Origin of the sequence: Parasynechococcus sp. (assembly GCF_042954325.1) — a bacterium.
Classification (GTDB): domain Bacteria; phylum Cyanobacteriota; class Cyanobacteriia; order PCC-6307; family Cyanobiaceae; genus Parasynechococcus.
The window spans coordinates 1-19,268 of record NZ_JBGKDS010000017.1; the positions used below are offsets into that span (position 1 = coordinate 1).

Here is a 19,268-nt window from a genome sequence, read left to right on the forward strand (position 1 = left end):
AAAAGCGACCCAAGAGAACCCTGCAGGACCGGACAGTCGGAAGAGAGGGCCAAAAATATTAATGGATTTTCCCGATGAATTCTGGAGATCGGGGTAATACCCCCATTTTTTCTGAAGGCTGTAACCATTTTCAATCAGCGATTCAATGCGATCCAACTTGATTTGCATTTCAGGCGAAATGGACATTGCCTTACATCGAGAGCTAAAAAACCTTAGCCATCCATCCGACATGGAGCTTTGACCTCAAAGGATCGACAACACTCACGCCCTCGCGCAGAGATCCCCTCGGCGGCGGTGGAATCACCATCGCGCGAACACGTGACACCGGCGAGTCTTTTGGCTCGCGAAGACTCCGCTCAATGGAATCAAAAAAAAAACACACTTATCATAAGAAAAAGAAAATTCCTCATCACCGAAGAGGTCTAGAACCTAAATTTAGATCAGCACCTTGGTCGCATTGATGCAATCCATCTACCCTTCTTATCTGATCAGTGATCGCTTTACGACCCATACACAATGGGGGCTCGGCCCGAATAACACATTACTCAATTACTACATTCACGAGGACGAGGGCGAGCGTACGGGCCAAGATGGCTATGTCTACACATCGGCGGGAAGCTCTGCGGAGGACCAAAGCTTTATCGACAGTGTCTTTGCGAGACTTGATCCTCTGATCGACATCGACTTTGAACGCAATGACAACAACGAAGGCACGATCCTCGATATTTATTCGGTCTACTCACATCAAGACTGGGCAAATGACACAGCCGGAGAAGTGCGTGATCACGACACCGAATCACTGAGTTACTGGGACGTTTTCTGGAAAGAGAGCAACAACGATGCTTCGCTCAGCACATTCGAAAAATACATCATCATCCACGAAATTGGACATTCACTGGGATTGTCTCACCCGTTAGAACAACCGAGACATCCGGCCTGGAACAGTTCAGACACGGTGATGTCCTACAACTACGACGAGGCAACGTGGGATGGCTGGTACTCAGAGACAGATCTTGAGGCATTACAAACGATTTGGGGCGAAGAAAGCGATTTCGGCGGAAATGGTTTTCAACTGATCAAGCAATCACTTGGAAGCAGTAGCAACGACAAGATCAGAGGGACACGTAACAACGATGACCTCTACGGAGAAGATGGCGACGACAAACTGATCGGCAAACGCGGCGACGACTGGATTTATCCCGGCAGTTCGGGGCAACGGGGCGACATCATCAAGACGGGCCCAGGGCATGACAGGGTAATTGCCGATCCAAATGGTTACGCAATCATCATGGATTTTGAAATCGGAAAGGATGAGATTGATGTGATCGATCTTCCACAAAAACTCTTTTATGAATTTGACAATGGCTGGACCTACATCTCAGACCGGAAGGACAATTACTACATTGAAATCAAGGGAGAAATTGAATTCTTCATCGAAGACAGATTTCTCTTTTAAACCCACTTCACCAGGCATGAGGTCATGCCGGCAGATCGGATCCATCGGCCTCACCGCGATGCATCGTTCAGGAGCAACAGCCAAACGGTTGTCGTCTCGACTGGAACCTCTCCCGTTGTGACTCCGCCGATCAACGTCCCCCATCCTCCGGGGGAAGGCTTTTTTTGTTGAAATGGGTGTTCGTCCAGAGCTCCTATGGCGTCGACGCCCCTCAGCAAGTTTGCGTATCAGACCCTGCAGCAGGGTAAAAGCATTGCCGGACTGGCCCACAAGGAGCTCAGCACGAAGCTCATGGAGCTGATGGCCCCGGATGCTGTACCCAAAACGGAGGCCATCCCCGCTGATCTGCTGAAAGAACTTCGCGGATCCATGGCAGCCCTCGAGGAGCGCGACTGGGACGAGGCCGAGCGTGGTGTGTACCCAACCGAGTTGTTGTTCGATGCCCCATGGCTGGACTGGGCCAGCCGCTATCCACAGGTGTGGTTGGACCTTCCATCGACGTGGTCCCGGCGGCAACAGCGCAATGTCCGCGATCTGCCCAACGACACCGAACCGTCCCTTTATCCGGACTACTACCTCCAGAACTTCCACCACCAGACCGACGGTTACCTCAGCGATCACTCCGCCGAGCTCTACGACCTTCAGGTGGAGATTTTGTTCAACGGCACCGCCGATGCCATGCGACGTCGAGTCATCGCCCCGCTGAAGCGAGCTCTGCGCCATTTCAGTGATCGCGCTCCGGCCAGCCTTCGCATCCTGGACATCGCCACGGGCACGGGCCGAACACTGCATCAGATCAGGGGGGCACTGCCCCATGCGGAGCTGACCGGAACGGATCTATCAGGGGCCTATCTACGGCAAGCCAACCGCTGGCTCAACGCCGGCAATCAAGGATTGGTCCAACTGGTCCGCGCCAATGCGGAGGAGTTGCCACTGGCCTCCAACAGCATCCAAGGCGCAACGTGCGTTTTTCTGTTCCATGAGCTGCCCGGTGAGGCACGTCAGAACGTGATCAATGACGCCTGGCGCGTTCTGGAGCCCGGTGGTGTTCTGGTGATCGCAGATTCCGTTCAACTGGCTGATTCACCGCAATTCAGCACAGCCATGGAAAACTTCCGTCGGGTGTTCCATGAGCCCTATTACCGGGACTACATCGCGGATGACATCGATGCCCGCCTCAGGGATGCAGGCTTTGAAGCCATCACCGCAGAGTCCCATTTCATGACCCGCGTTTGGTCAGCGCGTAAGCCGATCGTCGCCCACGTGTGAGCGGGAACCCTGACAACCTCCCTTGCGGACGTCGGTCAACGCCATATGGTGAGCCGAGATCCGAGGTAGGGAATTCATGAGCAATCCCTTCCGTTTGCGTTGGTTGCAGGGTTGGACCTTTCAGATCGTTCTGATGGAAGGCCATGTCCAGGTCGAAGCCCATGGATTTGGCATCTGCATTCGCACCGCTGTTCTTCCAGGGGAAACCCCCCATTCAGCAGCTGATCGGTTGGTCCTGGCGGAGGACCGCCGCAGGCGTGCCCTGCACCACGCCTGGTTAAAAGGTCAGGACCTTCAGAACAACAGCGACCGCGCCTACGCGCCGCTCGAAGATGCAACATCGGAGCAGCCGACATCCCTGGTGGTCGTTGGTCAGGAACGACCTGAATTGGTCGCCTGAGACAACAGCCAACCAAGCAGCATTCCAGCGCCACCCCAGCGCAGCGATCGCCAGAATCGCTCCCCATCCCGTTTGGGTTGCAACCAACCCTTGATCGGCTGATCCAGCAGACGCTGGGCAGCTTTCTGCCGTTGCGACCATCTCCGGGTCGCCGCTGAACGGGACGTCCGCTCTTGAACCTGCCCTTGAACGAGCAGACGCGACACAGCGTGCATCCATGTCAACCGACGTTGAGGCACCCGTTCACCACACTCCTATGGGCAAAGTTAGAGCCAGCACCACCCAGCCATGACCCCGTCGACACCGTCCTGGTCACAGGACACAACCGACCTTGCCGGACAGCTCCACCACCAACTACGGATCGGAGACCGCGACTGGCATCGTCTCAAAACCGATCGGAAGCGACGCGCTGCTGAGCTGCTCTCCGCTGCTCTGGTGAACCTGATCCAGGACGGATCCATGGACGAAAGTCAGGCTCTGGCCCACCAGGCCATCGGTTGGCTGCAGGGAGAGCTCAAGGACCCGGGCTGCCCCCACCGTTCATCAGGATGAGCGCTGGGGACGGCGGCAAGCCAGTTGCAGCCGATTCCCACGGCGGCTCCACCGCACATCTTCAAAGCATTGATGGATCAGAAACATTCCGCGACCACTGAGGGCATCAGCCTCTTCGGGCAAGGCGCCACAACGGGCTGAACACGGCATCCCCCGGCCCTCATCCTGAACCTGCCAGATCAGCCAGTTCGGGGTGAGCACCCGTCGCACCCGCAGGCGCTTCTCAGGATTGTGTTGATTGCCATGACGCACGGCATTCACCAGGGCTTCATGCAACCCCAGCTGAATGCGCTGGCTGGTGACATCACAGCTGACCGGTTCAACCAACAGCTCCATCAGCGGTGCCAATTGAAGCGTGCTGGGAAGGATGAACTCCTCCCAACGCAGACGCTGCCTTGGAACCCGCGGAAGCAAACCACTCACAACAGGCATAACGATCGCTGACTGGAAACCGCCAAGGTGCGCAACGACCGACCTGTTCCGAACCTACCGGTTTCAGAGTGGCTGAAAACCCACTGTCCAAAACTTGTTCAAGTCGGGCGGCGGGCCACCAGGGCAGGGTGGTTCAGCAAGGCATCCATCAATCGAACACCCCTGAGTTGATTGATCAGGGGCATATGCCCCTCAGGGGCCTTGAGGCTCCAATCGAAAGCCCCGGGATATCGGGTCCACACACCCTCGTTTTTCCAGCCGATCCGCGGCCAAAGCTGGTCGTAGCGGCCATCAAACGACTGCAACAGTCGCCACTGAACCGTGAAGCCAAACCGACCTTGTGAGTAAACGAGCCAGAGCCGGTCGAGGGTCGTCAAATCCACACCGGACATCGGCGCGACTTCACTGAAATACACATAGCCACGCCGCACCGCCTGTTCTCCGGCGAGCTGACGAAGGAGAGCACTGGTGATCCGATCGGCCTCCTCGTATTCCTCAGCCAGGAGATGCTGCTGAAGAGGGTCGTAATCGATTCCAACCCCCGAAGGCGTTTCCAGCCAGCTGCTCGTCGGTGCACCCTCCGGAGCATGTCGGCGCAACACCTGCAGGATCCAACCGACGGCCCAATCGTCAGCGTTGGGATCAAAGGGCTGAAAAAGAGCTGGACCCAAGGCCGCAAGCTCATCCACGCGGGACTCAATGCTGCGGATCAGGTTGCGGCGCTGCCGAGGGCTGCCAGTCGCAAAGCGATCGAGCAGTTGCTCGGCACTGAGGGTCGTTGAGGGGGAAGAACCGGAAAGCATGACGGGCAACCGGCCCTGTCTGGATCGTCGTTGGCCCACTATGTCAGGCATGGCCAACGTCCGTCGCGAATCGATCGAGGTCCTGCGTGATCTGGCTGGTCCGGTGGTGGATGTCCGTAGCCCGTCGGAATTCGCCAAAGGCCATTGGCCTGGAGCGCTGAACATTCCCCTGTTCACGGACGACGAACGGGCGGAGGTCGGCACGACCTACAAACAGAAAGGCCGTCAACAAGCGATCCAACTGGGCCTCAGCCTCACCGGCCCGAAACTGGCCGCCCTCGCCGAGCAGCTGCAAGCCAGCGCATCGGAGGGCCCGCTGCGGATCTACTGCTGGCGAGGTGGCATGCGCTCGGGAAGCGTGGCCTGGCTCGCTGACCTGCTCGACCTGTCCCCCGTGGTTCTGGAGGGTGGATACAAGGCCTACCGACGCTGGGCGCAAAGCCGGTTTGAACACCAATGGCCCATCCACCTGATGGGAGGTCGCACCGGAACGGGTAAAACCGATCTCCTGCTGGCACTCCAACGTCGGGGGGTGGGGGTTGTGGATCTCGAAGGCCTCGCCCATCACCGTGGCAGCAGCTTTGGCGGTCTTGGGCTCCCCGCCCAACCGAGCACAGAGCATTACGAGAATCGATTGGCGGAAGCCCTGCAGACTCTCCATGGGCAAGGAAGCCAGCAGATCTGGCTCGAAGCCGAAAGCATTCAGGTGGGGCATTGCCGGATCCCGAAGGCGTTGTTCGACCAGATGAGTGCGGCGCCGGTGCTCGAAATCCAGCGCAATCTCGACGATCGCGTGCGCCAGTTGGTTCAGGTCTATGGCGAACAAGGTGCTGAAGGCCTGGGCGAGGCGACCCTCCGGATCAGCCGACGACTGGGCCCCCAACGCACAAAACAGGCCATGGATGCGATCGCTGTGGCGGACTGGGACACCGCATGCCGAGCGATGCTCGATTACTACGACCGCTGTTACGACCACGAGTTGTCCAGGTCACCCCAGCGCCAAAGCATCGACATCAGCGGTCTCAGTGCTGATGAAGCTGCGGGAATCTTGACCGAACGCGGATTGATTCCACTCTCCCCCTAGGATCGCCCCTCTTCATGGCGAGTCATGGCTGAAGCAGGAACAGGCGCCGCAATTCAGTTCTTCCGTGGTGTGAATGAACCCGTCGTCGCTGACATCCGGCTGACCCGCAGCCGTGACGGTCGCACCGGTCAAGCGACTTTCGTGTTTGAACAACCCCAGGCCCTGGCCCCTGAGACCCTCGGAGCCATCGCCGGAATGTGGATGGTTGATGAAGAGGGTTCCATGGTGACCCGTGAAGTGAACGGCAAGTTCATCAACGGCAAACCCAGTGCCCTGGAAGCCACTTACACCTGGAAAACCCTCGAGGATTTTGAACGCTTCATGCGTTTTGCAGAACGCTATGCCGCATCCAACGGCCTTGGCTATTCACAGAACCAGGATTCCGATCAGACTGACGCAGCTTCGACAGACGAAGGGTGACACTGCCGAACTGGTTGGCTCTAGCAGCGCTGATTGCGGTTTCGCTGTTGTTCTGGAGCCTTCGTCAGTTCCTGCTGTTGCTGTTTGCGGGCCTGGTCTTAGCCATGGCCCTCTGCACGTTGGTGGGCAGCCTGCGTGAGCGTCGATCGATGCCTCGCCCACTGGCTCTTGTGCTCTGCCTGGTTGGTCTGCTGTGCATCCTTGGGGTCACCACAGCCGTTGTGGTTCCCCCCTTCATCGACGAATTTTCACTGTTGCTGACCAAACTGCCGAAGGCGGCCAGTGCCCTGATGGAGCTGGGCCTGGGTGGTCTCGACCGCATCAGCGATGCGATCTACGGAGCGGATGCGCTGCCCGATCTCAATGCGATGGGCACGGGCAACCTTTCTCTCATCCCCGACGCCCCGACGCTGGCCTCAGGTGTTGGAACAGGACTGATCGGTCTTCTCGGCATCGCCGGCAATGTCGGGAGCGGCACGCTGCAACTGCTGTTTGTGGTTGCCGTTGCCCTGATGATCAGCGTTCAACCGGAGTCCTACCGGAGCGTTGGGCTCCAGCTGGTGCCCTCGTTTTATCGGCGACGGGCCCGGCAGATCTTGCATCAGATGGGCGAGGCCCTCAGCAGCTGGATGGTTGGGGTTCTGATCAGCTCCCTGGCGGTGGCTTTGCTCTGCGGCATCGCGCTCTCCCTTCTTGGCGTCAAGCTTGTGCTGGCTAATGCATTGATCGCTGGGCTGCTGAATGTGATCCCCAACGTGGGTCCCACCATCAGCACGGTGTTCCCAATGGCTGTGGCCTTGTTGGACGCTCCGTGGAAAGCGGCGGCGGTGCTCGGCAGCTATGTCCTGATTCAGAACATCGAGAGCTATCTGATCACACCATCGGTGATGCACCACCAGGTGAAACTGCTGCCTGGCCTCACGCTGGCCGCCCAGTTTCTGTTCACCGTGATTTTTGGTCCACTCGGTCTGCTGCTGGCCTTGCCGATGGCCGTCGTGCTGCAGGTGCTGATTCGGGAAGTCGTGATCCGTGACCTTCTCGATCCCTGGAAGAAGCAGTTCTCATCGGGCAACGCATGACCGTTCCAACCGTCCTGCTGGCCCTGCTCTCGGTCGTGCTGACCCTGCTGCTATGGAACCTGCGCTGGGTCCTCCTCATTGTCTTCAGTGCCGTGGTGGTCTCCGTTGCACTGGATGTGCTGATTGCACTGGTTCAATCGAAGAGTCGTTTGCAACGGCCTCAGGCCCTGGTGGTCGTCCTGGGACTGTTGGTGATCAGTGCCACCGTGCTGGGGCAACTGCTGGTTCCTGAACTGATTGAACAGGTTCAGCAGCTCGGCAAGGATCTGCCGCAATTGATTGAGAAGGTGTCTTCACTGCTCAACGCCGATCCCCGACTGAGCGGATTCACGGAAGGGTGGGTCGGTGAATGGAATTTGGATCGTCTGCAACCGATCGGCGCCCAATTGCTTGGATTCGCCGGCGGAGCCGCCAACACGTTGATCCAGGTTTTCCTCGTGATCTTGCTGGCTGTGCTGTTGGCCTTGGATCCCGACGCGCACCAAGGGATGGTGCTGGCCATCACACCCCGACCGGCACGGCAGTCGATGACGCGCCTGCTTCACGACTGCCGTTTAGCCCTCGGCGGCTGGCTGAGTGGGATGACCATTTCCGCAACGACCGTCTTTCTGCTGACCTGGGCTGGCCTCGCTCTCCTCCACGCACCGTTGGCCCTGTTGAGCGCCCTGATCTGCGGACTGTTGACCTTTGTCCCCACGATTGGCCCCACCGCCGCCACCTTGTTGCCAGCCGGATTGGCACTGCTCCAATCGCCCGAGCTGGTGGTATCCGTGCTCGTCTTCCGACTGATTCTTCAGAACGTCGAAGCGTTCCTGCTCACGCCTCTGCTGCTCAGACGCACGGTCAACCTGCTGCCAACGGTTGCCCTGACCGCTCAACTCAGCCTGGGAGCCCTACTGGGCCTGCCAGGTGTGTTGCTGGCGCTGCCGCTTGTTGTGGTGATGCAGGTGGTAATGCAGACCGTTGTGGTTCAACAGGTGATGGATCGCTGGACCTGAATCGGTGCAACCATCCAATACGGTGACCATGAGGCTGACGGCCCTATGGATTACATCTTCAATTTTTCGCGCTACGAGGAATTACGACAAGCTGTTCTCGATCTCAAACGGGACAACCTTGACGTTGATTCGCTCTTCGAAGAGGCGCAGGATCTGTTTGAGTCCTGGTGGAGCAGTACCCACACCTCAGGGGAATGGAATGAGGAAATTAAACGTCAAACCTGGAATTCGATCTGGAAGGAATTCGGATCAGCAGACCTTCACTGATAACGCCGCCAAAGTGAGCCTGAGGCACTCAAAACAACGACGGCCAGAAGGTGGTATCGCACGGTAAAAACAAGCGATGTAACCGTGAAATGATCCACGAGCAACAGCAGCTCAGTCCGGAGATCCAGGAGCGCCAGTGCCATCAACAATGCGGGGAACCAACGGGCTGCCGTGCGGCGCCCTCCCCGCATCGATGACGGATCACGCACTGCCGCGATCCCACAGGGTGAGCAAGGAGGGAGCCAGGGCAATGCTGGACCAGCTACCAACCACAACCCCTAAAGCAAGGGCAATGGCAAACCAGTAAAGAGTCAGGCCCCCGAAGAAGATCAAAGCCAGCAGTGGCAAGAGCGTTGTGCCACTGGTGTAGAGGGTCCGTGTCAGCGTCGCTGACACGGCCAGATCGACCTGCTGAGACACGGGCAATTGAGCATTGGCGCGGCTGCGCTCACGGATGCGATCAAACACGACGACCGTGTCGTTCACCGAATAGCCAGCGATCGTCAACAGTGCCACAGCGAACAGGCTGTCGACTTCAAGCTGAATGCCGAGGCCCAACCAAGCAAAGATCCCGCAGACAATGACGACGTCATGGGCCAGGGCCACCAAGGCAAGGAAGGCAAAGCGACCGTCGTAGCGAATGGTGATGTAGGCCGCAATTCCGGCGAAGGCCACCAACAGCGACACCAGACTGCTGCGCAGCAACTGGCTTCCCAGCGACGGGCCGATCGTGTCGACCGATTGACCACCCTCAACGAAAGGACCGGCCACATCCGCCAAACCCGTGATCACTCCCTGACCCTGGGCTGCACTCAAGGTGGGCAAACGCAACAACAGCGATTCGCCACCATCGAGCAACTGAACACGGGTCGCACTGAGTTTGGGAAGGGGCTCTTCGGCGCTCGAGGGAAGATCCAAACCCAAAAGGGCTTCTGAGACGGAAGACACCTGAAGGTCCAAGCAGGTCTCCCCGCAATCACGCTCCAACTGAATCTGTGTACCACCGGTGAAATCCAGACCAGGACGCAAGGGCGTTCCCAGCTGAACCGTGCTGAATACAAGGCCCAGGATGCTGATCAGCACCACGACAGCGGACACCAGCCAAACCCGGTTTCGAGAACGGCTGAGGGGGATGGATCGCCCCCCGTTGGCTCCAGTGGCGGAAGGCGACGGCGAGACAGCCATGGATCAGACGGAAGGAGAGGACAGCTGCCGAAGGGGCAGAAAATTGGCAGGTCGCCGCAGGCCGGCATAGCCCATCAGAAAGCGCAGCAAGGTCCGGGTACAGGTCAGGGCCGTGAACAGGCTCAGAACAACGCCGATTCCCAGTGTTGCCGCAAAGCCTTTGACGAATCCTGTCCCCAGCACAAACAGCGCTGAGCAGCTGATCAGGGTGGTGAGGTGACCATCCACGATCGAGGTGAAGGCCTGGGAGAAACCGGTGTCGATCGAACGGATCAGGGTATTGCCGCGACGCAATTCATCCTTAATCCGCTCAAAGATCAGAACATTGGCATCCACAGCCATGCCGATGCTGAGGATGAAACCGGCGATGCCCGGGAGCGTCAACGTGACCGGGATCAGGCAATACACCGCCAGGTTGAACAATGCGTAAAGGCTGAGAGCAACGACGGCCACCACCCCAGGCAGGCGATACAAAATCACCATGAACACAGCCACCAGGGCCAGTCCGGACAAGGCAGCCATCAAGCTGCGGCGGATGTTTTCCGCGCCGAGAGTGGGTCCGATGGTGCGCACTTCCAGCACTTCGACGGGTAAGGGAAGGGATCCACCCCGCAGCTTCACCTCCAATTCACGGGCCGCTTCCGCCGTGAAATTGCCGCTGATCGTGGCGGCTCCCCCGGAAATACCAGCCGTGGCGAATTGCGGTCCGACACTGGCGGCGCTGATCACCTCACCATCCAAAACAATGGCCAGAAGGCGGTCGGTGCCAGCGATCGACTTGGTGAGAGCCGCAAATGCCTCGGCCCCTTCAGCATTGAAATTGAGCGTGACTTCCCAATTGCTCGGGTTGTTCTGAAGCGGTTGACGACCGGCACTGACCAGATCCTTGCCGGTCAATGCCGTCGGCGTCAGCAACGAGAGCATTTGCTCGTCCACCTTCTCGATCAGACGTCGGAGCTGTTCGTTATCCGTGCCGTCGGCATTGGAAACGCCGAGACTCGACCGCGCTTCTGCGAGTTGGTTCTCATCCAGTTCGGCCAGGGGTTCACCGCGGCGTTCCTGCTCTTCGCGCAGGGCGAGGACAGACTCGGATTGGGTGCGCAGACTCTGCAGGCGACGGAAGTCGGTTTCCGCACCCTCGCTGATGGACCTGAACTCCATCAACGCCGTGTCACCGAGGACCCGTGCCGCACGGGTCGGATCCTGTTCGCCGGGGAGTTGCAGCACCAGCTGGTTGTCTCCCACGGTCTGCAGGGTGGATTCAGCCACACCAAGGCCGTTCACACGCCTGTCGAGGACGACCTTCACCGCCTCCAGCTGTTCAGCACCGACTCGGGTGATCTCCCCGGCGGGCTGAACCTCCACAGTGATCTGGCTACCGCCACGCAGATCCAGACCTAACTGGAGCGGTGTTGTGAACAGCAGTGATGCTGACGCGATCGCCAGCGCAAGCACGAGGGCGAACCAGCCCTGTTGACGAGCCATTAATTCAGAGTCCCTGGCGCACGATCTGCTGAGCCGCCTCAACGATCTGATGGGGTTGGATGATCGTCAGGTTTTCAAGCGCACCGTTGTAGGGCGTCGGGATGTCCTGACTGGACAGCCGGATCGGACGGGAATCGAGATCATCGAAGCACTGCTCGGTGATCAACGCGATGAGTTCAGCCCCGATGCCACCGGTCTTCATGCATTCCTCAACCACAATCACCTTGTGGGTCTTCCGGATGGAGCGGCTGATCGTCTCCATGTCGAAGGGCTTGAGGCTGATCAGATCGATGAGCTCCACGCTGATGCCGTCAGCCTCCAGTTGTTCAACGGCCTTGAGGCAATGGTGACGCATCCGTGAGTAGGTCAGGATCGTCACATCCGAGCCTTCGCGGACGATGTCAGCCTGATCGAGGGCACAGGTGAACTCTCCCTCCGGCAACTCTTCGCTCAGGTTGTAGAGCAGCACGTGCTCAAAGAACAACACCGGGTTGTTGTCCCGAATGGCTGCCTTCATCAGCCCCTTGGCATTGGTGGGAGTGCTGCAGGCGACGATCTTGATCCCCGGAACCGCGTGGAAATAAGCCTCAAGACGTTGGCTGTGCTCAGCGCCGAGCTGGCGCCCCACGCCACCGGGACCACGGACAACGGTGGGAATCGTGAAGTTGCCGCCACTGGTGTAGCGCAACATCCCCATGTTGTTGGAGATCTGGTTGAAGGCCAGCAACAGAAATCCCATGTTCATGCCTTCAACGATCGGTCGAAGACCCGTCATCGCTGCGCCCACGGCCATCCCTGTGAAGCCGTTCTCAGCGATTGGAGTATCCAGAACGCGGAGGTCGCCGTATTTCTCCGCCAGATCCTTGGTGACCTTGTAACTGCCGCCGTAGTGACCGACGTCCTCTCCCATCACACAGACGTGGGGGTCTCTCCCCATCTCCTCGTCGATGGCTTCCCGGAGGGCGTTGAAGAGAAGTGTTCCTGCCACGGCGTCACAGTGATCCCGGCCAATCCGGGTGGTGAAGCCAAGCTATCTCAGTCACCGCTGGGTCAGCCGCCAGCCGCAAACGTGAACAGCAACAGCACTGACAGCAACATGGCCGGCGAGAGCAGAAGCACCAACTGGCCGAGATCGTGAGGAGTCACCGACATCAGATCCGATGCGCTGACGCTAGGCAGGGTTCCGGTCCTGCCCAGTGAAAAGACTGCGAAGAAACACAAGGGTCAATCCCAGGGCGACAAACGCCGTACTGAACGTGGCCAAAAACGACAGCCCCACCAGCAACGTCTTGAGCGTGACCGCGATGTTCTGCGCAATCGGGGAGCTGTAATGCGGCGGGTGCATGGCGAAATACACCACCATCCGCTTGCTTAACCCCAAGGCCAACCAGGCCAGAACACCAGCGGTGAGAGCACCGGAGAAAAAACTGAGCGGACCTTTCCGCGGTTGTTGATCCGACACGTCGGATGGGGAGTCGACGGAATCATTCATCCCTGCATTCTCACTCCACTTGGATCGTGACGCCGTCCGGCTGCAGGGCACAGCACCAGGCCCGCAGGCCAGCGGAAGCGAAGGCCTCCGCCAGCTGATCACGGGCCTGTTCGCAGGCGTCCATGCTCGGCATCAAGGCAAAGCAACTGGGCCCGGAACCACTCATGGCGACGGCCAGTGGGGACGGCAGGCGATGCAACAGCTTCAGCGCCTGTTGCACAGCCTTGGTTTCCGGTTCCACCACCGGCTGGAGGTCGTTGCGCAGCGGCGGCGGGCAGTCCGCCGCCAGCTGCTTTAACCATCTGGCGGAACGCAGATCCTCACGGCGCTGTTCAAAGGCCTCCTCACCCTTGAGATAGGTCGGACCATTCAGCTCCCGGCAACGTTTGTAGGCCCAAGGGGTCGACACACTCACCGTTGGATCCTTCACCAGCAACACCGCTAGAGGGGTGTGAACGGTGGCGCAGGGTTCCAGCCGTTCGCCCCGCCCGAAACAGAGCTGACGACCACCGGAGACGCAGAAGGGCATATCGGATCCCAGCTCCGCCGCAAACGCTTCAAGCTGTTGGCGGCTGTGCCCCAAGCCCCAGAGCTCATTCAGGCCCACCAACGTGGCCGCGCCGTCACTGGAGCCACCGGCCAGGCCGGCGCCGATCGGAATGCGCTTGGTGAGATCAATCGTGGCCCCCAGCTCGCTGAACCCAGATCGATCCCGCAGCAGCCGTGCCGCCCGAACGATCAGATTGTCCTCACCAAGACTCAGGGATGGGTCATCGCAGCTCAGAACCACCTGAGCATCAGCGCGATTACGGAAACTCAAACGGTCCTCGAGGTCGATGCTCTGCATCACCATCGCCAGTTCATGGAAGCCGTCCGGCCGCAGGCCCAGCACCTCCAGATGCAGGTTCACCTTGGCCGGTGCTGTCACCGTGATTGTGCTCATCGGGATCCAGCCGTTAGTCGCCCTGATTCAAACCCTTCGCCAGAGCCACCCAGGCCTGGGGAGAGATCTCCTGGGGACGTTGCTGAAGACTGATGCCGGCCGACGCCGCAACCGTCTGCAATCGCTCGGGCTCGGCAACACCGGCCAGGGTGTTGCGCAGCATCTTGCGGCGACTCAGAAACGCCTGCTTCAACAACGACTCCACCTGACGGGCCCGGGCGAGATCCAAGCGCTTCTCGGCTGGGTATGGATCCAAAGCGATCACCTCCGACTGCACCTTCGGCGGCGGCTGGAAACAACGGGGTGGAACCGGACAGACACTGCGGCAGTCCGCCAAGAGCTGCATCCGCACACTGAGGGCGCTGAAGCAGCTCTGGCCAGGTCGGGCACGGATCCGTTCAGCAACCTCTTTCTGCACCAGCAGCACCAGGCGTTGATAGGGCGGATCCACCGGACGATCGAGTCGCCCGATCAGGCGCTCCAGCAAAGGCCCCGTGATGTTGTATGGAATGTTGGCCACCACCTTGGTGGCGGCCATGCCGTCCGGGAGCACCAGCGGCGCCTCGAGGACATCGCCCTGATGCAAATGAAAGCGAGGGTCCGTGGAGAAGCGTTCGGTCAGACCAGCGACCAGATCACGGTCGAGCTCAATCGCCTGAACCACAGCTGCATCAGTGGCCAGCAAACGTTCGGTGAGCACACCACGACCCGGGCCAACCTCGAGCACGCGGTCCTCCGGCTGAAGCTCGGCGGCTTCGATGATCGAGGCCAGCACCGATGCATCACGCAACCAGTGCTGACCGAAGCGTTTCCGTGCCTGATGTCCTGAAAAACCCATGGCTTCACTGTGCATCAGCAACGACGGAGCATCAGCCACGACGCACCCGTCGTGCCGCCGGACGATCCACTCAGGACATCTGAAGCCAGCTCTCACACGATTCAACGCAGCGCTCCCCTTGCCGCGGTTTAAACCAAACCAACGCGCACAGGGGTCCAGCCATGTCGCAGCCAGTCCCGATCCATGCTCTGCTGCTGCTTCTGACGGTTCCGAGTCCGGCCCTGGCCGCTGAGCAGGGTCAGGGTTGGGCCTCATTCGGACGGCAGGGCTTCATCTGCGTCCATGGCCGATCGAGGCCCAATGCCTGTCGGGACGCGATCACCGCCAGCATCCGCATCAGTGCTGAGCAGAACCGCCAACAGCCACGCCCCCGCCAACAGCCTGAACCGGTCACCACAGACGGTCCATCAGTCCAGGTGCTCCACCCCGATCCAGCGGACCGGCCCCGCCGCGGGAGGCAAGGGAACCACAGCGACTTTGACCTCCAACAAATGGCTCCCGCAGTCGGGGTGTTGAGCTCGCCAGCAATCAATCGTCCGGGCGATCCGGCGGCGTTTGCGGCGATCAACCGAACGCAAGGCCTTGGCCGGTGAACCACGCCCTTTGACCTCCACAACAAGGAGCCGTTCTGCCTTCAGCATCACCAGATCCAGCTCACCCCAACGACAGATCCAATTGCGGTCCAGCAACCGCCAACCCCAGGCCTGCAGAAGCTTGCAGACCCGGGCTTCCGCCTGAGCACCCCGCTCTCTGGTCACTTCTTCGCGTCCCGTCGGCAACGGAAGAATTCCCCTGCCGTAACAGGCGCCCTAGGGTTCAGCCACTGTCGTAAGGCTGTGATGCGCCAACGATTCCTGGCTGCTCTGACCGCCGCGGTCTTGATTCTTCCGCTGATGCTGCTGCCCGTACGCAGTGTCCATGCCGCCATGGATGTGGCCAAACAGGTCCTGATTGGTGCTGACTACTCCGAGCGGGATCTCAGGGGTGCCACCTTCAACCTCAGCAATCTCCGCGAAGCCAATCTCTCCGGATCCGATCTGCGTGGGGCCAGCCTCTACGGCGCCAAGTTGCAGGACGCTGATCTGCACGGCACCGATCTCCGCGAAGCGACCCTGGACGCCGCCGTGATGACCGGAACCAACCTGAACGATGCCGTGCTTGAAGGCGCCTTCGCCTTCAACACCCGGTTCAAGGATGTGACGATCACCGGGGCTGATTTCACCGATGTTCCGATGCGCGGTGATCAACTCAAAAGCTTGTGCGCCGCTGCCAGCGGCACCAATCCGGTCACCGGTCGGGACACCCGTTCCACCCTCGGTTGTTCCTGAAATCCACTGCCATGAGTTTTGATCCCCGCAGCCTGCAACGGCTTCAGGAGCTCGGGCGACAGCTGCCCCAGCCTCTGCCCGACCCTGAGCCCAAGGCGACAACCAGAACCAAGCGCCCGCTTCACAAAGTCGAAACGGAGGAGGACCCAGACGCGCTGTTTCGGGAGCTGATGGAGGCGAGTGCGGATGGGACCGTACCGGAGCATCTCCTGCATCGGCTCAAGGAGCTCGAACAGCGGCGGAATCCGCAGCGGGCCAATCCTCTGGCACAACCGATCCAGAGCGAGCAATTGCCTCCACCGCCGACGGGTCGGACAGGCAAAGGCAAAACCACCCGACCCACCCGTCCCCGCGTCAGTCCGGGAAGCGAGGAGGAGAGCCTCTATGTGGCCTTCGGCCAATTGCTCTTGGAAGACGACGAGGACGAGCGTTGAATCCCAGCCGTTGCCGGATCCTGGCCGTCGGGAAAGTCCGCCGTGGCTGGATTCAGGACGGCATCGACGTCTACTTGAAACGCCTGCCCGGCTTCAGCATCACCGAACTGCGTGACAGCACACCGGACAAAGAAGCCGAGGCGATCCAGGCCGCCCTTCGCCCGGATGAAACCCTGGTCGCTCTGATGGAGCAGGGCGAGACCCTGTCCTCGATTCGATTTTCCCAGCGACTGGAACAACTGGGGAATGAGCGGATCGCCTTCGTGATCGGTGGCGCCGATGGCTTAACGCCAGCCTTGAAGGCCAAGGCCCGCTGGCAACTCAGCCTGTCGCCCATGACCTTTCCCCATGAGCTGGCTCGCCTGATGCTGATCGAGCAGCTTTTCCGCGCCCAGGCCATCCGTCAAGGCAGTCCCTACCACCGCGAATGAGGCTGGCCGTCCGTCCCCCCTCTCCTTAGGGTTTGCCGGACTCCTCTCCCACCCATGCGCCTGGCTCTGCTTTCACCAGTTCATGGGCAGTCGATTGACCACATCGCCCGTCAGCTGGAGAACTACCGCACCTTCCTCGCTCCCTGCGAACTACGCCACTACCTGCACATTTCCCAGGACAGCAGCCCGACGCTGGGCGATGAGCTACTGGCCTTCGCCGAGCGCGAGCAGCACAGCATCGTCCTGACCCGACGCTCCCGCCCCACCTGGCGTCCCTGCACCGCCTATGCCCTGTCGGAACTGATCAAGGCGGTGTTGGCCGATGCGCTGGCCTCGGATGCCGTTCTGATCCACACCGATACGGACCTGCTGTTTTCCCGTGCAACAACAGCTCGGCTGAAGAACCACCGCATTGGTTGCGGAGATAAACCCTTTCGTGGAACGAACGGCCGCTGGAAATGGACGACCAAGGCCACCGCTGATCCACGCATTCAGAGGTTGGTCAAAGAACTGCTCGATGGCGATCCATCGGCCCTGCGGATCGGACGCGTCTGCGGCGCCTATATGCCCTGGAGCGTGTTCAAAACCTTTGGCGTGATCTACAACCACTACTTCGACAACAACTACCTCGAACGACATCCCAAACGTCACTGGCCGGTGACTGAAATCGCCATTCCAACCATCTTGAGGTATTTAGAAGGCCCTGATTGCGCCTTTCAACCACCACTGATCAAGGCACCTAAAAACAAGAAGGTTTCACAGGCCATGATCAAACGGAGCCTCAGAAGAGAAGACTGCTTTGGATTCAAAAAGATCGCCAGAGCATCCAATCTCGACGCCCTGGAGTACCTCCAGACCCTTCAACAGGAAGCCAAGAACGACAACTAATCATGCTTCACATCATCGACAATGTGCTTCCAGAGCCAGAGCTCCTGCGCCTCAAGATGGTCTGCGATGACCATGCTGAACTGCGTGAGAACCTCAGTGGCGATGAGTTGTTCAGCTGGTGGTCCCCCCACGCCCCGAAGAGAGAACGGTCGCCCCATACCCCAGAGGCCATCGCAGCGATTGATCACTATTTATCCCACAAACTGCAGCCCGTTTTGTCGTTATTTCTTCACGGCACATATGACATCGAATGGTGGTGCAACACCAACAACGACCTCGATTGGCACATCGATAAAGACGAAGCCGAAGGCAAGCGCAGCGGCCGCTATGTCCTGCCCTTGATGTCCACGGTGTTTTATCCACATGTCAGCTGCTCCGGCGGCGAACTGCTACTGGCGGACCATCCACCGATCGAGAACGGCAGCCGTGGCCCCCTGCCTCAGTTCCGGTCTGTGATCACGATTCCTCCTGTTCTGAATCGGCTCGTGGTGTTTTCACCCGGCCTGCTGCATCGCATCAACCCTTTGGAGGGCGAGCGCTATTCCGTGGCCGCCAATGCTTGGCCTCACCAAAGCGGTGTGAGTGCGACCGGCTGAAATTTGGCCACCGACATCGCCCAAGCCCGCGGGGCGATGCCCTTCAACGCAAGCAGGCAAGCGTCGGTGTCGCCACTGGTCAGCCAATCCGCCTTGAGCGCAGGCAGCTGCTCCGGCAAGGCATCCATCGGCAGCTCAACCAGCAGCAGGCTCGAGGAGGCTGCCGCCCGGGACAGAGCGCCGTCATCGCTGCGCTGCCAGACCCGCAGCAACAGCTCCAGAGCCAGGGCATGACCCAGCACCTCAGGCGCCTCACCGCCCGCAGCGACCACCTGCTGCGACCGACCCGCCAACGGCATCAGCCGCCGTCCACCTTGCTCACACAAGGCCAACGCGACGAGATAAGGAGAGTCAGCCACAGACGCCGTTGCAATCGAGGCCATCCTCGCCGGAACGCACCAACCCAAGCGAGTAGAACACTTGTACTATTCAATTAACTGACGGCATTGTTCTGTGGACGTCCAGCACCAGCCGCTCCCATTGCGCTCGAGGCGCCAGTGCCTGATGCTGCCTCTCGCGGAAGAGCGGGTTGCCGCTGGCTTTCCCTCCCCGGCGGATGACTATGTGGAGGTCGGCATCGACCTCAATGAACAGCTGATTCGTCACCCCACCAGCACGTTTTTTCTCCGGGTGAGTGGTCACTCGATGACGGGGGCGGGAATCCATGACGGAGACCTACTGGTCGTGGATCGAGGGATGGATCCACGGCCGGGCCGGGTCGTGGTGGCCATTCTTGATGGCGCCTTCACGCTCAAGCGGCTGACCCGGCATCGCGGCCGACTGAGGCTGGAGGCCGCCCATCCGGACTACCCCCCCTTCGAGCTGCACGACAGCCATGACGTGCAGATCTGGGGCGTCGCCATTCATGTCATCCATCCGCTCTGACAG

At 59.7% G+C, this 19,268-nt stretch carries 28 protein-coding genes; 15 read left to right on the forward strand and 13 right to left on the reverse strand.

Annotated features, from left to right (window positions below):
• Window positions 1-186, reverse strand: a 186-nt coding sequence (locus ACGVKB_RS02405) for a hypothetical protein (RefSeq protein ID WP_392349677.1), incomplete at its 3' end; no start/stop codon positions are given.
• 274 nt (window positions 187-460) lie between these two features.
• Between ACGVKB_RS02405 and ACGVKB_RS02410 the strand changes: the two genes are divergently transcribed.
• The 3 genes from ACGVKB_RS02410 to ACGVKB_RS02420 all read left to right on the forward strand — a co-directional run bounded on the left by ACGVKB_RS02410 (window position 461) and on the right by ACGVKB_RS02420 (window position 3,125).
• Window positions 461-1,456, forward strand: a complete 996-nt coding sequence (locus tag ACGVKB_RS02410) for a matrixin family metalloprotease (RefSeq protein ID WP_392349678.1) — start codon at window positions 461-463, stop codon at window positions 1,454-1,456.
• Between the two features lie 195 nt (window positions 1,457-1,651).
• The gene (locus ACGVKB_RS02415) at window positions 1,652-2,725 is read left to right on the forward strand and encodes a class I SAM-dependent methyltransferase (protein WP_392349679.1); all 1,074 of its coding nucleotides are present in this window, start codon (window positions 1,652-1,654) and stop codon (window positions 2,723-2,725) included.
• Between the two features lie 76 nt (window positions 2,726-2,801).
• Window positions 2,802-3,125 carry a copper-binding protein gene (locus ACGVKB_RS02420; RefSeq protein WP_392349680.1) on the forward strand — a complete coding sequence of 108 codons (324 nt, stop codon included), beginning with the start codon at window positions 2,802-2,804 and terminating at the stop codon, window positions 3,123-3,125.
• On the opposite strand, the gene ACGVKB_RS02425 is transcribed toward ACGVKB_RS02420, so the two are convergent.
• Window positions 3,098-3,340, reverse strand: a complete 243-nt coding sequence (locus ACGVKB_RS02425) for a hypothetical protein (RefSeq protein WP_392349681.1) — start codon at window positions 3,338-3,340, stop codon at window positions 3,098-3,100. The genes ACGVKB_RS02420 and ACGVKB_RS02425 overlap by 28 nt on opposite strands.
• Before the next feature lie 73 nt (window positions 3,341-3,413).
• Between ACGVKB_RS02425 and ACGVKB_RS02430 the strand changes: the two genes are divergently transcribed.
• Window positions 3,414-3,677 (forward strand): DUF6439 family protein, encoded by a 264-nt coding sequence (locus ACGVKB_RS02430; RefSeq protein ID WP_392349682.1) that lies wholly within the window; start codon window positions 3,414-3,416, stop codon window positions 3,675-3,677.
• Here the strand turns inward: ACGVKB_RS02430 and ACGVKB_RS02435 are convergent.
• The gene (locus ACGVKB_RS02435) at window positions 3,669-4,109 is read right to left on the reverse strand and encodes an ATP-binding protein (RefSeq protein ID WP_392349683.1); all 441 of its coding nucleotides are present in this window, start codon (window positions 4,107-4,109) and stop codon (window positions 3,669-3,671) included. The two genes, ACGVKB_RS02430 and ACGVKB_RS02435, sit on opposite strands and share 9 nt — an antisense overlap.
• Window positions 4,110-4,207: 98 nt before the next feature.
• On the reverse strand, window positions 4,208-4,912 hold the full coding sequence (locus tag ACGVKB_RS02440; RefSeq protein WP_392349684.1) for a GUN4 domain-containing protein: 705 nt from the start codon (window positions 4,910-4,912) through the stop codon (window positions 4,208-4,210).
• Between the two features lie 40 nt (window positions 4,913-4,952).
• Between ACGVKB_RS02440 and mnmH the strand changes: the two genes are divergently transcribed.
• Genes mnmH through ACGVKB_RS02465 form a run of 5 tightly spaced genes read left to right on the forward strand, consistent with a single transcriptional unit; the run spans window position 4,953 to window position 8,760 of the window.
• The gene (gene mnmH / locus ACGVKB_RS02445; RefSeq protein ID WP_392349787.1) at window positions 4,953-5,996 is read left to right on the forward strand and encodes a tRNA 2-selenouridine(34) synthase MnmH; all 1,044 of its coding nucleotides are present in this window, start codon (window positions 4,953-4,955) and stop codon (window positions 5,994-5,996) included.
• A 24-nt stretch (window positions 5,997-6,020) separates the two neighbouring features.
• The gene (psb28, locus tag ACGVKB_RS02450) at window positions 6,021-6,416 is read left to right on the forward strand and encodes a photosystem II reaction center protein Psb28 (RefSeq protein ID WP_392349685.1); all 396 of its coding nucleotides are present in this window, start codon (window positions 6,021-6,023) and stop codon (window positions 6,414-6,416) included.
• Window positions 6,413-7,495, forward strand: coding sequence for an AI-2E family transporter (locus ACGVKB_RS02455; RefSeq protein ID WP_392349686.1), 1,083 nt, complete (start codon window positions 6,413-6,415; stop codon window positions 7,493-7,495). The genes psb28 and ACGVKB_RS02455 overlap by 4 nt, the downstream gene beginning before the upstream one ends.
• Window positions 7,492-8,493 carry an AI-2E family transporter gene (locus ACGVKB_RS02460; protein ID WP_392349687.1) on the forward strand — a complete coding sequence of 334 codons (1,002 nt, stop codon included), beginning with the start codon at window positions 7,492-7,494 and terminating at the stop codon, window positions 8,491-8,493. Before ACGVKB_RS02455 ends, ACGVKB_RS02460 begins: the two co-directional genes overlap by 4 nt.
• Before the next feature lie 45 nt (window positions 8,494-8,538).
• The gene (locus ACGVKB_RS02465; protein ID WP_392349688.1) at window positions 8,539-8,760 is read left to right on the forward strand and encodes a hypothetical protein; all 222 of its coding nucleotides are present in this window, start codon (window positions 8,539-8,541) and stop codon (window positions 8,758-8,760) included.
• On the opposite strand, the gene ACGVKB_RS02470 is transcribed toward ACGVKB_RS02465, so the two are convergent.
• From ACGVKB_RS02470 to ACGVKB_RS02505, 8 genes are all read right to left on the reverse strand, one after another.
• Complete coding sequence (locus ACGVKB_RS02470) at window positions 8,754-8,951, reverse strand: hypothetical protein (protein ID WP_392349689.1); 198 nt, start codon at window positions 8,949-8,951, stop codon at window positions 8,754-8,756. The two genes, ACGVKB_RS02465 and ACGVKB_RS02470, sit on opposite strands and share 7 nt — an antisense overlap.
• Before the next feature lie 10 nt (window positions 8,952-8,961).
• Window positions 8,962-9,945, reverse strand: a complete 984-nt coding sequence (secF, locus tag ACGVKB_RS02475; protein WP_392349690.1) for a protein translocase subunit SecF — start codon at window positions 9,943-9,945, stop codon at window positions 8,962-8,964.
• 3 nt (window positions 9,946-9,948) lie between these two features.
• Window positions 9,949-11,430: a protein translocase subunit SecD gene (gene secD, locus ACGVKB_RS02480; protein WP_392349691.1), complete on the reverse strand. Its 1,482-nt coding sequence runs from the start codon at window positions 11,428-11,430 to the stop codon at window positions 9,949-9,951.
• Window positions 11,431-11,434: 4 nt separating this feature from the next.
• The gene (locus tag ACGVKB_RS02485) at window positions 11,435-12,418 is read right to left on the reverse strand and encodes a pyruvate dehydrogenase complex E1 component subunit beta (RefSeq protein WP_392349692.1); all 984 of its coding nucleotides are present in this window, start codon (window positions 12,416-12,418) and stop codon (window positions 11,435-11,437) included.
• Window positions 12,419-12,601: 183 nt separating this feature from the next.
• Entirely contained in the window at window positions 12,602-12,922 is a 321-nt protein-coding gene (locus ACGVKB_RS02490) for a DUF3082 domain-containing protein (protein ID WP_392349693.1), read from the reverse strand.
• A 10-nt stretch (window positions 12,923-12,932) separates the two neighbouring features.
• Window positions 12,933-13,865 carry a 4-(cytidine 5'-diphospho)-2-C-methyl-D-erythritol kinase gene (gene ispE, locus ACGVKB_RS02495; protein WP_392349694.1) on the reverse strand — a complete coding sequence of 311 codons (933 nt, stop codon included), beginning with the start codon at window positions 13,863-13,865 and terminating at the stop codon, window positions 12,933-12,935.
• A 13-nt stretch (window positions 13,866-13,878) separates the two neighbouring features.
• Entirely contained in the window at window positions 13,879-14,703 is an 825-nt protein-coding gene (gene rsmA, locus ACGVKB_RS02500) for a 16S rRNA (adenine(1518)-N(6)/adenine(1519)-N(6))-dimethyltransferase RsmA (RefSeq protein WP_392349788.1), read from the reverse strand.
• 407 nt (window positions 14,704-15,110) lie between these two features.
• Complete coding sequence (locus ACGVKB_RS02505; RefSeq protein WP_392349695.1) at window positions 15,111-15,482, reverse strand: YraN family protein; 372 nt, start codon at window positions 15,480-15,482, stop codon at window positions 15,111-15,113.
• A gap of 60 nt (window positions 15,483-15,542) precedes the next feature.
• On the opposite strand from ACGVKB_RS02505, the gene ACGVKB_RS02510 reads away from it, so the two are divergent.
• From ACGVKB_RS02510 to ACGVKB_RS02530, 5 genes are read left to right on the forward strand one after another with little or no spacing between them, the layout of a single operon-like run.
• On the forward strand, window positions 15,543-16,031 hold the full coding sequence (locus ACGVKB_RS02510; protein WP_392349696.1) for a pentapeptide repeat-containing protein: 489 nt from the start codon (window positions 15,543-15,545) through the stop codon (window positions 16,029-16,031).
• 11 nt (window positions 16,032-16,042) lie between these two features.
• Window positions 16,043-16,465 (forward strand): hypothetical protein, encoded by a 423-nt coding sequence (locus ACGVKB_RS02515; RefSeq protein WP_392349697.1) that lies wholly within the window; start codon window positions 16,043-16,045, stop codon window positions 16,463-16,465.
• Window positions 16,462-16,896, forward strand: a complete 435-nt coding sequence (locus ACGVKB_RS02520; protein WP_392349698.1) for a 23S rRNA (pseudouridine(1915)-N(3))-methyltransferase RlmH — start codon at window positions 16,462-16,464, stop codon at window positions 16,894-16,896. Before ACGVKB_RS02515 ends, ACGVKB_RS02520 begins: the two co-directional genes overlap by 4 nt.
• 54 nt (window positions 16,897-16,950) lie before the next feature.
• Complete coding sequence (locus ACGVKB_RS02525) at window positions 16,951-17,784, forward strand: hypothetical protein (protein WP_392349699.1); 834 nt, start codon at window positions 16,951-16,953, stop codon at window positions 17,782-17,784.
• 2 nt (window positions 17,785-17,786) lie between these two features.
• Window positions 17,787-18,380 (forward strand): 2OG-Fe(II) oxygenase, encoded by a 594-nt coding sequence (locus tag ACGVKB_RS02530; RefSeq protein WP_392349700.1) that lies wholly within the window; start codon window positions 17,787-17,789, stop codon window positions 18,378-18,380.
• Here the strand turns inward: ACGVKB_RS02530 and ACGVKB_RS02535 are convergent.
• Window positions 18,350-18,763, reverse strand: a complete 414-nt coding sequence (locus ACGVKB_RS02535; protein WP_392349701.1) for a hypothetical protein — start codon at window positions 18,761-18,763, stop codon at window positions 18,350-18,352. The two genes, ACGVKB_RS02530 and ACGVKB_RS02535, sit on opposite strands and share 31 nt — an antisense overlap.
• A 121-nt stretch (window positions 18,764-18,884) precedes the next feature.
• Here ACGVKB_RS02535 and ACGVKB_RS02540 point away from each other — a divergent pair, with 121 nt between their 5' ends.
• A complete protein-coding gene (locus ACGVKB_RS02540) occupies window positions 18,885-19,265 on the forward strand; it encodes a LexA family protein (RefSeq protein ID WP_392349702.1) in 381 nt (126 codons plus the stop codon).
• Window positions 19,266-19,268 lie beyond the last annotated feature (3 nt).

What these genes read in the sequence shown, in the direction of transcription:
- ACGVKB_RS02410 (WP_392349678.1), top strand. Translation starts at nt 461, where the DNA reads ATGCAATCCATCTACCCTTCTTATCTGATCAGTGATCGCTTTACGACC.
- ACGVKB_RS02415 (WP_392349679.1), top strand. Translation starts at nt 1,652, where the DNA reads ATGGCGTCGACGCCCCTCAGCAAGTTTGCGTATCAGACCCTGCAGCAG.
- ACGVKB_RS02420 (WP_392349680.1), top strand. Translation starts at nt 2,802, where the DNA reads ATGAGCAATCCCTTCCGTTTGCGTTGGTTGCAGGGTTGGACCTTTCAG.
- ACGVKB_RS02425 (WP_392349681.1), bottom strand. Translation starts at nt 3,340, where the DNA reads ATGCACGCTGTGTCGCGTCTGCTCGTTCAAGGGCAGGTTCAAGAGCGG.
- ACGVKB_RS02430 (WP_392349682.1), top strand. Translation starts at nt 3,414, where the DNA reads ATGACCCCGTCGACACCGTCCTGGTCACAGGACACAACCGACCTTGCC.
- ACGVKB_RS02435 (WP_392349683.1), bottom strand. Translation starts at nt 4,109, where the DNA reads ATGCCTGTTGTGAGTGGTTTGCTTCCGCGGGTTCCAAGGCAGCGTCTG.
- ACGVKB_RS02440 (WP_392349684.1), bottom strand. Translation starts at nt 4,912, where the DNA reads ATGCTTTCCGGTTCTTCCCCCTCAACGACCCTCAGTGCCGAGCAACTG.
- mnmH (WP_392349787.1), top strand. Translation starts at nt 4,953, where the DNA reads ATGTCAGGCATGGCCAACGTCCGTCGCGAATCGATCGAGGTCCTGCGT.
- psb28 (WP_392349685.1), top strand. Translation starts at nt 6,021, where the DNA reads ATGGCTGAAGCAGGAACAGGCGCCGCAATTCAGTTCTTCCGTGGTGTG.
- ACGVKB_RS02460 (WP_392349687.1), top strand. Translation starts at nt 7,492, where the DNA reads ATGACCGTTCCAACCGTCCTGCTGGCCCTGCTCTCGGTCGTGCTGACC.
- ACGVKB_RS02465 (WP_392349688.1), top strand. Translation starts at nt 8,539, where the DNA reads ATGGATTACATCTTCAATTTTTCGCGCTACGAGGAATTACGACAAGCT.
- ACGVKB_RS02470 (WP_392349689.1), bottom strand. Translation starts at nt 8,951, where the DNA reads ATGCGGGGAGGGCGCCGCACGGCAGCCCGTTGGTTCCCCGCATTGTTG.
- secF (WP_392349690.1), bottom strand. Translation starts at nt 9,945, where the DNA reads ATGGCTGTCTCGCCGTCGCCTTCCGCCACTGGAGCCAACGGGGGGCGA.
- secD (WP_392349691.1), bottom strand. Translation starts at nt 11,430, where the DNA reads ATGGCTCGTCAACAGGGCTGGTTCGCCCTCGTGCTTGCGCTGGCGATC.
- ACGVKB_RS02490 (WP_392349693.1), bottom strand. Translation starts at nt 12,922, where the DNA reads ATGAATGATTCCGTCGACTCCCCATCCGACGTGTCGGATCAACAACCG.
- ispE (WP_392349694.1), bottom strand. Translation starts at nt 13,865, where the DNA reads ATGAGCACAATCACGGTGACAGCACCGGCCAAGGTGAACCTGCATCTG.
- rsmA (WP_392349788.1), bottom strand. Translation starts at nt 14,703, where the DNA reads ATGGGTTTTTCAGGACATCAGGCACGGAAACGCTTCGGTCAGCACTGG.
- ACGVKB_RS02510 (WP_392349696.1), top strand. Translation starts at nt 15,543, where the DNA reads ATGCGCCAACGATTCCTGGCTGCTCTGACCGCCGCGGTCTTGATTCTT.
- ACGVKB_RS02515 (WP_392349697.1), top strand. Translation starts at nt 16,043, where the DNA reads ATGAGTTTTGATCCCCGCAGCCTGCAACGGCTTCAGGAGCTCGGGCGA.
- ACGVKB_RS02525 (WP_392349699.1), top strand. Translation starts at nt 16,951, where the DNA reads ATGCGCCTGGCTCTGCTTTCACCAGTTCATGGGCAGTCGATTGACCAC.
- ACGVKB_RS02530 (WP_392349700.1), top strand. Translation starts at nt 17,787, where the DNA reads ATGCTTCACATCATCGACAATGTGCTTCCAGAGCCAGAGCTCCTGCGC.
- ACGVKB_RS02535 (WP_392349701.1), bottom strand. Translation starts at nt 18,763, where the DNA reads ATGGCCTCGATTGCAACGGCGTCTGTGGCTGACTCTCCTTATCTCGTC.
- ACGVKB_RS02540 (WP_392349702.1), top strand. Translation starts at nt 18,885, where the DNA reads ATGCTGCCTCTCGCGGAAGAGCGGGTTGCCGCTGGCTTTCCCTCCCCG.